Annotated in this window: 10 protein-coding genes; all 10 read right to left on the reverse strand. The window is 33.0% G+C overall.

Features of this window, described 5'->3' with window-relative positions; all coding sequences use genetic code 11:
- Positions 1 to 45 precede the first annotated feature (45 nt).
- Positions 46 to 864 carry an FAD binding domain-containing protein gene (locus tag Ccar_RS13290; RefSeq protein WP_007060997.1) on the reverse strand — a complete coding sequence of 273 codons (819 nt, stop codon included), beginning with the start codon at positions 862 to 864 and terminating at the stop codon, positions 46 to 48.
- The gene (locus Ccar_RS13295; RefSeq protein ID WP_007060996.1) at positions 858 to 1325 is read right to left on the reverse strand and encodes a (2Fe-2S)-binding protein; all 468 of its coding nucleotides are present in this window, start codon (positions 1323 to 1325) and stop codon (positions 858 to 860) included. Before Ccar_RS13295 ends, Ccar_RS13290 begins: the two co-directional genes overlap by 7 nt.
- The gene (locus tag Ccar_RS13300; RefSeq protein ID WP_007060995.1) at positions 1325 to 3439 is read right to left on the reverse strand and encodes a xanthine dehydrogenase family protein molybdopterin-binding subunit; all 2115 of its coding nucleotides are present in this window, start codon (positions 3437 to 3439) and stop codon (positions 1325 to 1327) included. The genes Ccar_RS13295 and Ccar_RS13300 overlap by 1 nt, the downstream gene beginning before the upstream one ends.
- 67 nt (positions 3440 to 3506) lie before the next feature.
- The gene (gene xdh, locus Ccar_RS13305) at positions 3507 to 6071 is read right to left on the reverse strand and encodes a selenium-dependent xanthine dehydrogenase (protein ID WP_007060994.1); all 2565 of its coding nucleotides are present in this window, start codon (positions 6069 to 6071) and stop codon (positions 3507 to 3509) included.
- 126 nt (positions 6072 to 6197) lie between these two features.
- The gene (locus Ccar_RS13310) at positions 6198 to 7130 is read right to left on the reverse strand and encodes an NTP transferase domain-containing protein (protein ID WP_007060993.1); all 933 of its coding nucleotides are present in this window, start codon (positions 7128 to 7130) and stop codon (positions 6198 to 6200) included.
- 70 nt (positions 7131 to 7200) lie between these two features.
- Positions 7201 to 7788, reverse strand: a complete 588-nt coding sequence (locus tag Ccar_RS13315; RefSeq protein WP_007060992.1) for a TetR/AcrR family transcriptional regulator — start codon at positions 7786 to 7788, stop codon at positions 7201 to 7203.
- A gap of 88 nt (positions 7789 to 7876) precedes the next feature.
- Positions 7877 to 9586, reverse strand: coding sequence for an adenine deaminase (gene ade, locus Ccar_RS13320; protein WP_007060991.1), 1710 nt, complete (start codon positions 9584 to 9586; stop codon positions 7877 to 7879).
- 85 nt (positions 9587 to 9671) lie between these two features.
- On the reverse strand, positions 9672 to 11096 hold the full coding sequence (locus Ccar_RS13325; protein WP_007060990.1) for an NCS2 family permease: 1425 nt from the start codon (positions 11094 to 11096) through the stop codon (positions 9672 to 9674).
- A gap of 66 nt (positions 11097 to 11162) precedes the next feature.
- Entirely contained in the window at positions 11163 to 12446 is a 1284-nt protein-coding gene (gene guaD, locus Ccar_RS13330) for a guanine deaminase (RefSeq protein WP_007060989.1), read from the reverse strand.
- 361 nt (positions 12447 to 12807) lie between these two features.
- On the reverse strand, positions 12808 to 13533 hold the full coding sequence (locus Ccar_RS13335) for a lysophospholipid acyltransferase family protein (RefSeq protein WP_007060988.1): 726 nt from the start codon (positions 13531 to 13533) through the stop codon (positions 12808 to 12810).
- Between the last annotated feature and the right edge of the window lie 151 nt (positions 13534 to 13684).

A 13684-nucleotide genomic window follows, 5' to 3' on the forward strand; every position in this document is an offset into this window, starting at 1 on the left:
GCTTTGCTTCACATTATGCTTATATTAATTTAAAACTTTGTATATTTAAATTCCATTGCTTTCAAGAAAATCTCTAAGTAAATTCATGCATACAACCTTTCTATATTCTGCTGAAATTCTGCCTTTTATAGGGACAATAACCTTATCATATGCTGCAAGATAATCTTTTTTTAAAGCTTTTGCTTCTTGAATAGTCTTGCCAATGAGCATTTTATCAATATCTGGACACCTTATGACAACATCACTAACTGCACCAAAGGCTGTACTGCACTTAGAAATTTTATTGTCTTCTATATTAAGAATACCTGCAAAAGATACTCTGGAGATTGCTAAAGCATTTCTTACTCCTACCTTCTTATAATAATAGTTATCAAAGCCTTCCTTACTCATGAGAATTTCAGCAAGTAATTCATCCTTTTTAATAGAAGTCTTTTTTCTCCCAAGATAAAATTCATTAATGGGAATAACTCTCTCCCCTTTACTGCTCACGAGACGCAATTTAGAATCTGTAACAAAAAAGATAAGTGCACTGTCTGCTTTAGGTGATCCATTACATATATTTCCTCCAACGGTACCTAAGTTTCGAATTGCAGGTGCTGCAATCTGTTCTACTGCTTCTTTTAAAATGGCAGGAGTTAATTTATTTTCAATAACATCTGAGAAAGTAACGCCTGCACCAATACGAATATAATTTTCATCTTCTACTACATTTTTCATCTCAGCTACTTTATTTAAAAATAAATATCTGGCATCTTCATTTGCCTTAATCATTAAATCCGTTCCTCCTGCATAAGGGGTAACATCATCCTTTGCAAGTATATGCAGTGCTTCCTTTAAAGATAATGGTCTATAACTATTTACCATAAACCTTTTCCCTCCTTTGCTGCAATACCAATGGCTTTAACAATGGCATTATAACCAGTACATCTACAAAGATTTCCAGAAATACCTTCTCTAATCTCTGCTTCTGTGGGATTTGAATTTTTGGAAAGTATACACTCAGATGCAAGTACCATACCAGGAATACAAAAACCACACTGCACAGCACTAACAGAGGCGTATGCCTTATCAAGAACTTCAAATTGCTTGGTTTCACGATATCCTTCAATAGTCATGACATTACTTCCATCTATACTTCCTACTGCTACCAGACAGGAGTTAACTAGTCTTCCATCAAGTATAACAGAACAAGCACCACATTCTCCTTCCTTACAGCTACATTTTACACCAGTAATATGGAATTCATTTCTAAGTACATCAAGTAAACGCTCATTTTCCTTGGCAGAAGACCTAACTTGTTTCCCATTAAGCATAAATTTTATCATTACTTAAGCACCTCCTGTAAAACCTTCATAGTGTCTTCTTGAGTAAATGGAGCTTTATTTAAATTTACATCAAGTGCATTTTCCACAGCTTCCACATAAGCTGGAGCTGTACCAACAAGAGGAAGTTCACCTGCACCTTTTGCTCCATATGGACCATAACTGTATGGATTATCTACTATTTCGGTTACAAGATTTGGTACATCTACTGCTGTTGGAATAATATAATCACTGTAGCTATTATTACGAATTACACCTTTGTCATTACATTCCATATGTTCCATAGAAGCATATCCAATCCCTTGTAAAAAACCTCCCTGCATCTGTCCCTGTATAATATTCATGTCTATAGGAACACCTACATCAAAAATCCCCCATGCTCCAGTTACCTTTGTAATAGCAGTAAGTGTATCCACCTCCACTTCTATTACATTTACAGACCAAGAAAAGGTTGGATAAGCATCTCCTTTGAATTTTTCCAGATTAAATGGAATCATAAAGTCAGGCTCCACAAAATGTTCCTCTACAATTTGTTCTTCTCCACTCTTCCATTCTCCCTTAAGTTTTTCTGCTGCACGTCTAAGCAATTCTCCAACTACCATTAAGGAACGACTTGCTACAGTAGGACCTGAATCGGGTACACTATCTGTATCTGGATTATTTACAATTACCCTATCATAAGAAATACCAAGAGTATCTGCAGCAATTTTGCAAAAGGTAGTTTTAATACCCTGCCCTATATCTGAGTTACTTACCAAAAGTTCTACTGTGTCATCTATGTTTTTTCTAATTTTTACAACAGCCTTTATGAGATCACGTTCTCCACTTCCTGTGAAACCACAACCATGGAAAAATAATGACATGCCAATACCTTTTCGGTACCTTCCCTTTTGATTCTTATACATCTTGCGTTTTTTACGATAACTAGCAAGCTCATCAGCTCTCTTTATCATTTCAGGCAGGGGTACATGAAAATGATACTTTCCACTTGTAGAAGTAGAATCACCCTGTTTGACCATATATTTTTCCTTCAGTTCAAGAGAATCTACACCCATTTTCTTTGCAATATGATTCATCATCATTTCTACTGCAAAGAAAGTCTGTGGAGCACCAAAGCCACGGTATGCACCGCAAGGTACTGTATTTGTCTTAACTGCACGTCCCTCAATATGCAAATTTTCTACTCTATAAGCACCACTTGCACAAATTACTCCACGTTGTAAAACAACAGGAGAAAGGGTAGTATATGCACCACTATTGAATAACACATCAATATCCATGCCTGTAATTGTGCCATCTTTAACTGCCACTTTATAGGTACAAATAGATGGATGGCGCTTTGAAGTAAATTCCATATCTTCTCGCCTGTCAAATATTACTTTTACAGGTTTATTAGCTTTTTTAGCTGCCACTGCAGTTTGACATGCAAGTATAGACGGAATATCTTCTTTACCTCCAAAGCCTCCTCCAGTAACATCCTGAATAATTTGAATATCCTTTTCAGCATATCCTAGAGCTTTGGAAACTGCACCATATACATAGTAAGGACACTGCATAGAACCACGTATGGTCATTCGTCCATCATGTGGATAAGCAATTATTCCCTGGGTTTCAAGATATGCTTGTTCCTGATAACCTGTTTCAAAGGTTTCAACAAAGACTTCATCAGCTTCTTTTAAAGCCTTATAAACATCCCCTTTTTCACATTTATAATGAAAAAAAACAGTATCAGATTTTCTCATGTCCAAGACGGGAATTTGTTCTTCATATACTATAACAATTTCACCTAAAATTCTCTTAACTTCCTTAAGATCAGGTCCCACAACCATTAAAATAGGTTCTCCAACATACTCTACAGTATTTTCAGCATAAACAGGTGTATCATTTTCTACTATTGCAACACGATTTACACCTGTCACATCATTTTTATCAACTACAAAGTATCCTTCAGGCAATTTTGGAATACGAATATCCGTAATCTTGGCTTTTGCCTTTGTTGAATGTAATAGCTTGCCATAGAGCATATCATCCATTACATAATCATCTACATAAATAGCATGACCACTCATCTTTAGCTCATGATCTTTTTTCTTTACAGACTTGCTAATATTTTTCATACAATCCCCCCATGTATAATTCATAAAACTTTGAAAAAAGTCACAGCTTATATAATAAATTAACTTTTTATTTTTTCGTCTTCTTATAAAATGTATCTTTCAGTGGCAGCTGATTACGGAATTTACCATCTAATCTGTAGTATGCATGAGTGCAAGCTGGTGCTGTTGGAATCAGACATAATTCCCCGCAGCCTTTTGCTCCATAAGCTTCAGGAATTTTTCCATTGCCTTGTACTAGAATAACTTCAAGTTCTGGAGCATCTGTTGATCTCATAAGGCCTAGTGTTCCTAGCTTGGTTTTAGGATAGCCATCCTCAACTTTAAATTCTTCTGTCAAAGCATACCCAAGTCCCATAACAATTCCGCCTTCAATCTGTCCTTCAACAGACTGAATATTAACAGGTGTTCCAACATCATATGCTGCAACTACCTTTTCAACCTTTCCCTCCTCATTAAGGATAACAACTTGAGCCCCATAACTGTAGCTTACATGACTTACTGGATTTTTCTTTGGAGCTCCCATTGGATCTGTCTTTGCAGAATATTCCCCATAAAATTCTTTTCCTTCTAAATCGTAAAGATTTAATCCTTTATTTAATTCCGATTTTAGTTTTTCAGATGCCCGTCTTACAGCTTCCCCTGTTACAACAGTTTGTCTAGATGCAGTACTAGTTCCAGAATCAGGTGTATATATAGTATCTGCTCTTTCATGAACAGCAAGTGCTGGATTTAAACCAGTTGCTTCACAAAATATAGTAGTACACATTGTTGCAATTCCTTGTCCCATACAAGCTGCAGAGGTTCTAATATGAACCTTTCCATTTTCCACAGATAAAATACAACGACCAATGTCTCTATTTCCCACTCCAGTTCCACTGTTTTTAAAGGCTATAGCAATGCCTGCATAAGGGTTTGATTCGTATACATCTTTAACAGCTTCCAGGCATTTTGACATTGCAACACTATCATCTGCTATTTGACCATTTGGAAGTACCTGTCCTGGACGAATTGCATTACGATAACGCATTTCCCAAGGTGATATACCCACCATATCTGCTAGTAGATTAATATTGTTTTCAGCAGCAAAGCAGCTTTGTGTCACTCCAAAGCCGCGAAATGCTCCAGCCACAACATTATTTGTATAAACTGACATGCCTAAAATGTCAATATTCTGATAATTATACGGTCCTGCAGCATGAGTGCATGCTCTTTGTAATACAGGTCCACCTAAAGATGCATAAGCACCTGTATCTGCAATAATTACGCCTTTCATAGCAGTCAAATATCCGTTTTCATCACAAGCTGTTGTAAATTCCATTTCCATTGCATGCCGTTTAACATGATAATTTAAGCTTTCCTGTCTTGAAAACTTTACTTTCACTGGTTTTTTTGTGTGCCATGCCATTAATGCTGCGAGATGTTGAACACTCATATCTTCCTTACCACCAAAGCCACCTCCAACAAGCTGGGAATGACAATGTACTTTTTCTTTTGGAATTTGAAGCATGTTTGAAATTTCACGCTGCTCATCATAAACAGATTGTGAACCTGAATACAGCAAAATACCATCTTTGCCTTCAGGTGCTGCAATTGCACACTCTGGTTCCATAAATCCATGTTCCTGAAATGGAGTTTTATATTTTCTTGTTATCACATATTTAGAATTTTTAATTGCTTCATCTGCATTTCCACGCTGTATAATAGAACGGCTCATAATATTACCATCTGCATGAATTAAAGGTGCATCTGCTCTCAGAGCATCTTCAGGAGAAGTGATTGGCTGCAATTCTGTGTATTCTACATCAACCAATTTACACACCTCATCTAACTTGTCTCTATGATAAGTTGCTATTAGTGCAAGGCAATCTCCTATATACCTAGTTGTTCCCCCTTCTGGAATCATTACATCCCAATCTTGTTTTATGTGTCCAATAATATTATGTGGAACATCCTTTGCCAGTAAAACTTTTACACAATCAGGATGTGCCTGTGCTTTACTGATATCAATTTTATTTACAATAGCCCTTGGATATTTAGACCGAACTGCTTTAGCATAAATCATTTCTGGTAATTCAATATCATCCACAAAAATACCTGTTCCATTTACCTTTTCATCTACATCCACACGTTTAAACTTTTGATTCATTCCCAATTTATCAACAGGTGCTGGTATCTCAAGATTGTGCCTAAAATATTTTGCTGCCATTAAAATGGCCTCTTCTATTTTCTTATATCCAGTACAGCGGCATATATTACCTCTAATTGCCTTCTTTACATCTAACTTTGTTGGATTCGGGTTAGTATCTAAGAGGGCTTTTGCACAAATTACCATTCCAGGGATACAAAAACCACACTGCACTGCACCTGCTTCTCCAAAACAATATTCATAAACTTCTTTTTCTCTCTTGCTTAATCCCTCAACAGTTAAAATTTTCTTGTCCACAAATCTTGATACTTTTTGTACGCAAGCTTTTACTGCCTTTCCATCTACTAAAATAGTGCATGTTCCACATGCACCTTCACTGCAGCCGTCTTTTGCAGAAGTGATTTTCAAATCATCTCTTAAAAAACGCAATAGGGGTTTATCAGTATCAGAAACTACATCCTTACCGTTAATATTTAGCCTAAACATAAATAACCTCCTATTTATAATTTTTAACAATTATTGTTATAACTATTATAAAATGGAAGTTAATCTTTATCAAATTCTTTATAAAAAGAACTTGCCTATTCTATTAGTAAAATTCAAAAATTCTATTTATTTCTGAAATAATCTATCGAACTCATCTTTTGCATACTGACGAACATTGTGTTCAAATTGTTCATATCTCTTTAAAAATTCTTCTCCTTCTTTTGTCAAATAAGTTTTTCCACCATTTCGACCACCATGTTTTCTTTTAACTACTGCATAACCTAATTCTTCTTCCAATTGATTTAACATATTCCATGCCTTACTATAAGAAAGTGCCATATGTTTACATGCATTTCTCACAGAATGTGTATTTTGAATTAGGAGCAAAAGCAATTTTGTTCTTGAATTAAAAAACAAGGTTTCCTTTTCAATGCTTATTTTAACAAATGGATGTAGAATACGCTGATTATGTTTTCTTAAAAGCTTTTCTAACCGACAAGGATCTCCTATACCATTTAAAATGCCCTCATCTTCTACATCCATCAAATACCTTGAAACCCCAATATTTTGGATAGCTCCCTCCATGCCTTTATCACCATTGTATTTTAAAATTTCGGGAATTAATTTAGAAGATATTAAAATAGGATGTCCAATTTTAGAATGATAACAGGGTGAAAGTAATTCTTTATCGTATTCTATCATTTTTTGAATGGTTTCTGGTGTGAATAAAGGAACATTTACTGGATTAACTATTACCTGGTCACATTTATTTTTTAAGAAATTCAATCCTATTTTTATTGAATCAATCATCTGTGAATCTTCATACTTTGGATTATAAAGAAATATAACCCCATAATAAGCTAAATTGTGTTCAACTTCCTGAGACCTATACCCAGTGACTACCACAATATTAGAAACTCCAGCCTTTTGAAAAGTTAAAACAATTCTCTTTATTATAGTAATGGAACCGATCTTACGTAATGGACATGCTTCACTTTTTTCTGATATTTTTCCTGCTGCAACAATTATACCTCCTGTTGTTTTTCTCTCTCTTTCCATACTTGTACTCCCATAGTTACAATTTTCGTAAATGTATAATTAAAATAGTATTATCCTTGCTAGTAAATAACTAACCTTCTTCTTCTAAACACTGACCAATAAGGCCTTCAGCTGCATCAAAATATTTTTTTAAATCAAATTTGTCTTCATCAATAAGATACTGCAGTGATGCTCCTAACATTAAAGATACCATTATATATGTCAACATATCTTTATAATCATCATCTGCACCATCTTTAAACTTCCCTTTACTTAAGACTTCCTTAATACTACTGCGCCATATATTAAAGGTTTTCTGAAACTTTTCCCTTATTTCCTTATTTACTGTACCTTGAACCCAGTAATCAAGTTGCACATAATCTAATTCTTTGTTATTTAAAATATCATCTTCCTTTTGTTCAAAAAAACCTCTTATATTTTGAAAAACATCTTTATTGTCTAAATCAATATACTGCTTACGATTCTCTGAAAATTGCTTTTGTATATCATCTAAAAGGGCTATCATTATATCATTTTTAGTTGGAAAATAGTAATGCAAATTAGCCTGACTTCTATCCGTTTCTTTTGCAATCATATGCATACGAGTACCGCTTATTTTTTCCCTAGCAATTACCTTCATAGCTGCATCTAATATATTCTTCTTTGCATCTTTTGACATATCATAACCTCTTTCTAGTAAAAATTATACTTTATTATAAAATTATACCTCGAATTTAAATTTTAAGCAAAATCTCCATAATATATAACTAAACATCCGTAAATAAATCTATGAAATCAAATTTGGAATAATCAAACAATCCTCTTGAAGTTATTTTTATATCTGGAATCACTGGAAGCGCCATAAAAGCAAGTGTTAAAAATGGATCAACTTCTTTTTTAATACCAAACTTCACTGCAAGCAAATTCAACTTTGTAATTTTATCCATAACCAAACCTGGATTCTGAGATGTCATAAGCCCACCTATTGGCAATTCTAAACACTCCAGCAATTTACCCTGAGATACAAATGCAATACCTCCATTGTTGTGTATAATATTATTCACTGCTATTTCCATATCTTTATCATTATCGCCTAATACAATTATGTTATGAGAATCATGTGCAATTGTCTGAGCTATAGCAGCTTTTTTTAGTCCTAATCCTTCTATGAATCCAACACAATGTTTCCCAGTATTTTTGTGTCTTTCTATTACAGCTATTTTGTTTACAATTTCCCCTTTACCTTCAACACATTGAACTAACCCTCTATTTACTTTTACTTCCCTTTTTTCTTTTTTAGTTACTAATAACCCTGGATGCACTTTTATTACATTTACAAATTTTCCTTTAGCTTCAATATGAAATAGGTCTTCTTTTATGCAATCTACATTTACTGAAGGCTTGATAAAAATATCCTCATATATGTGATTATCTTTATATATTTTACCGTTCTTAATCACATTTTTTATCTTTAATTTTTTTATATCTTCAAATATTACCAAATCAGCCTTCATGCCAGGTGAAATAGCACCTCTATCCTTTAATCCATAGCAATTAGCTGCATTGAAAGAAGCTATTGTATATGCTTTCACAGGGTCCATTCCTTCATCTATAGCAATTCGTATACAGTTATCAATGCTACCTTCATCTACCAAATCTTCAATATGTCTATCATCAGTACAAAATATAAATCTACCATAATTTTTGTCATTTACTGCAGGTAATAATTTTTTCAAATCCCTAGCTGCAGAACCTTCCCTAAGCATTACATACATCCCATTTGCTACCTTTTGTAGAGCTTCCTCGTAATTTGTACATTCATGATCTGTTTTAACATTAGCACATAAATAAGCATTTAGCTCTTTTTCATTAATTTTAGGACAATGTCCGTCTATACTTTTGTTCTGATTGTTTGCCATTAAAATTTTTTTCAACATATTTTTATTTCCAGAAGTAACTGAATTAACATCCATCACTTCTCCCAGGCCTAAAACTTTAGGATGATTAATAAACTTTTCTAAGTTATCTGCTTCAAGTACTGCTCCGTTATCTTCAAAATCTACTGCTGGAACGCAGGATGGAAGCATAAAAAATGTGTCTATATCCCCTTTCTTGCTATTCTCCAGCATAAATTCTATACCTTTTTCTCCTAAAACATTGGCTATTTCATGAGGATCTGCAACAATTGTAGTAACACCTTTTTTGATGACTAAATCAGAAAATATTTCTGGAGTTACCATAGAAGATTCTATATGAACATGAGAATCTATAAATCCTGGTGCTACAAACAAACCTTTACAATCAATTTCCTGGTTGCCTTCATATTTACCTATTCCTACAATTACATCATCATTTATTGCAACATCTTTTTTCTCAATAGTTTGGGTAAATACATTTATTATAAAAGCATCTTTCAGTACAAGTTCCGCTTTTACCTTACCCATAGCAGCATTAATTTTATCTAACAATTTATTCATTCACTATTTCTCCAATCTATTAATCAAGTAATTCTTAGAGGAAGAGCCATTGCATTTCCCCTAAGATTACAGAATATAATATTATTTACTCAAACGGAAGTAGTAAGTATCTTAGCACAAACAGTATGGCAAGAACATAAACTATTGGACTAAGTTCCTTATGCCTTCCAGTAGCTATTTTTACTATAGGATAAATAATCATTGCAACTGCAATACCATTTGCTATGCTATAACTAAAAGCCATTAATGAAATGGCAAAAAAACATGGTAATGCTTCTGTAAAATCACTAAAGTCTATATTTCTAATTACTCCCATCATTAAAGCACCTACTATAATAAGTGCTGGTGCTGTAGCTTGTGAAGGAACTACTCCAACAAGTCCTGAAAAAAACAATGAAAGTATAAATAATATGCCTACAGTTACAGCTGTAAGGCCAGTTCTTCCTCCTGCTGTAACACCAGAAGTTGATTCAACATAGGTATTAATAGTACTTGTTCCAAAAAATGATCCTGCAGTTGTTGCTACTGCATCGCAGATAAGAGCTTTTTTAAGCCTTAAAACTTTACCATTTTCATCTACCATTCCTGCTTTTGTTGCAGTTCCAACAAGTGTTCCAATAGTATCAAAAAGATCAACCAAGCAAATTGTTATAACAACCATGACAAAACTCAAAACTGCACCAGCTACAGAAGTTCCCCCTTTTGAAAAAAGGCCAGAAAAATCAAAAGCTGCAAAAGTAGGTGCAAGAGAAGGTGGTGCACTAAAAATGTGCAAATTTGCAAGAGAAGTAACTTTGAGCGGTATACCTATAAGTGTAGTTAAAACAATACCTATAAGAATAGATCCTGTAACATTCCTTGCCATAAGTATTCCAATTATTAAAACTCCTATTATAGTAAGCAGTGTTCCTGGATCTGCAAAATTACCAAAACCTACAAGTGTCGCCTTATTTGAAACTATTATTCCGCCGCTCTTTAAACCAATAAGAGCAATAAAAAGTCCTATACCACCAGACATAGCATATTTTAAATTTTGAGGTATAGCATCAACAATTTTTTCTCGTATAGATGTAACTGTAATAATTATAAACAAAATACCTGAAGTTAGCACTGCAGTAAGAGCTTGATGCCAGTTAAATCCCAATGTCAAACATACAGTATAAGTAAAAAATGCATTAAGCCCCATACCAGGAGCTTGAGCAAAAGGTAAATTTGCATAAAACCCCATTATAAATGTTCCAACAGCAGCAGCTAGACAAGTAGCAACAAATACCGCTGATACAATTGGGTCAGAACCTACATTGAATTTTGAAGCTGCATCCCCAACTACACCTGCTGAATTCATCCCCGCTATTCTGAGCACACTTGGATTAACAAATATTATATAAGCCATAGTAATAAAAGTAGTAACTCCTGCAAGAATTTCTGTTTTTACATTTGTGTTATTGTCTTTCAACTTAAAAAATGATTCTAGAAATGAATTTTTCTGTCCACTGGTTCCACTTTCCATAAATTAACCCCCATTATAAAATTTATTTAAAGTTCTCTAGACTAGTTAAGTTGAAGAACTTTATTTTTAATAACACTCAGGCTCTTTTACTTTTTTGCCAGCTACATATCTTTCTTTGATATTTCTATCATCTCCAGTATAAATAAATTTCTGTAATCTTTCTTCTATTGACAATGGTTTAAATATAGGCAAACTGTTATCATCAATAACAAGAGCATCAAACTCATAACCCTCTTCAAAACTTCCTACTTTACCAAAAAATTTTCCTCCACCTTTTGTTGCCATATAAAATAATTCTGCAGTATTAAAAGGCTTATCTACTTTACTACTTTCAAGCCATTTTAAATTTGCCACCTGACCACTACTTACAATTACGTTTGCTATTGACAAGCTGTGTCCTGCAGATATATCACTACCAAGTCCTACTGTAATACCTCTTTCAACAAGCCTTCTAACAGGTGCAATTCCACTTGATAAATTACAATTTGAGTGAGGACTGTGTGCAACAAACATATTTTTTCTTTTCATTAATTCAATTTCATCTTCATCTACCAAAATACAATGAGCCATAATAGTAGGCACATCACCAAACAATCCAGCACCCTCATATACTCTTGCATAATTTTTAAATTCCGGATGTAGTTTTTTTACAAAGCTAACTTCATCATAATTCTCGCACAAATGTGACTGTATTGGAGTATTATACCTCTTAGCTAAGTTTCCTAATCCTTTTAATAATTCCATGCTGCAGCTTGGAACAAATCTAGGTGTAATTATAGGCTTTACAAGTTCATATTTTGTAGAATATTCTTGTAGTATTTGCTCTGTATCATAAATTGAATTTTCTGTATCCTCCACTAAGTATTCTGGTGAATTTCTATTCATGTTTACTTTTCCAACATATGCAGATAAACCCGACTGAGCAAATAAATCCATTAAAAGTTTTGTTGATTCCTTATGAATAGTTGCAAAAACACATGCTCTAGTTGTACCAAATCTCCATAGATCTTTTATTAATGCTGAATACACCTTTTTTGCATAATTGATATCATCATATTTTGCTTCCTCAGGAAAAGTGTATTCTTGGAGCCATGGCATAAGCTCCTTATCAATTCCTAACCCTATATTTCCATATTGTGATGCATGCAAATGCAAATCAACAAATCCTGGTATTATAAGTGAGTTTCCATAGTCTATTATTGATACTTTACTAAACTTCTCTGGAAGGTCTTTGTACACACCTTTAATATACTTTCCTTCAACTACAATATAACCATTTTCAAATACTTCAAATTTTCCAAAGGTTTTAGTAAAAATAATATTTCCTCTAACAATGTATATTTCTTCCATTAAGGCTGCCTCCTTTAAGTTCTTACAATCTTGCATTCAAAGGTTAAAAATAGAGATTTGAATAACATATTACTATTAAAAATGATTATAAATTAGAATAATGATGAGTAAAAACAATGTGGTATATAATAATATATGATTTAGTAATATTATTTATCTTATACTAACTAGTTAGTCCACTTTTATTATAATTCCTAATCGTATTTATGTCAATATATGTTAATTAAGTGATATTATTCCTAATCATGGTAATAAAGCTCTATGACAAAATACTTGCCGCTAGAACTTTATTATTTTAATAAGTACTACTTGTGCAATTCTAGAAAATAAGTTATATATATGATGCCACTAAATAATACATTTACTTTAAAGTATTTAAATCCTTAAGACCATTTTCAATAGTATCCTGCAATATCTTTGATAAATTCTTCTTTTCCTCTTCTGATAGTTTATCTACATATACAGGCTTATGAATCATTATCTTAACTTCATTTCCTCTTACCTTATTTCCAACTTCCAAAACCTTATAAGTACCATCAACAGTAATTGGTACAATAGGTACGTTTGCTTTAATGGCCAATTTCATACTTCCCTTTTTAAATTCACCCATTTTTGATTCCAAACTTCTTGTACCTTCAGGGAATATAATCATTGAATATCCATTTTTTAAATTTTCTACTCCTTTATTAATAGCTTTCATTCCTTCTCTAACATTTTTTCTATCAATATATACAGAATGCATTACATTTAACCAGTTACTAACTAATGGATACTTCTTTATTTCCTTTTTAGCAATAAATCCTGATAACTTACATACATTTGAATATATAAGAAAACAATCAAAAATTGCTTGATGATTAGATACAAAAACACAAGGTCCTTGTGGAATATTTTCTTTTCCCTTTGCAACACTAATAGTTTTAGACTTTTTCAAAAGGTGATCAGATATTTCCTTTGATCTTTTATATACACATTCATCAATTGCTTCTTGTGATTTTTTTGTTAAAAGTAACAAATCTATCTTAGTTACAATACTCTTAATTAAAAGATAAATTCCAAAATAACTATACCAAAATAATTTTATCATTTCCTATTTTCTCCTTATTCTTAATATCATTTGTTAATAAAGTTTTCCCAGTTGCTATTTTACCATAATTTTTGTCTTACGAACTATATATTCAAAAAAAACTTTTGCTAACTATTTTTCATTATTGACTTTTAAATTTGTCTAAAAACAA

This window comes from Clostridium carboxidivorans P7, from assembly GCF_001038625.1.
Classification (GTDB): domain Bacteria; phylum Bacillota; class Clostridia; order Clostridiales; family Clostridiaceae; genus Clostridium_AM; species Clostridium_AM carboxidivorans.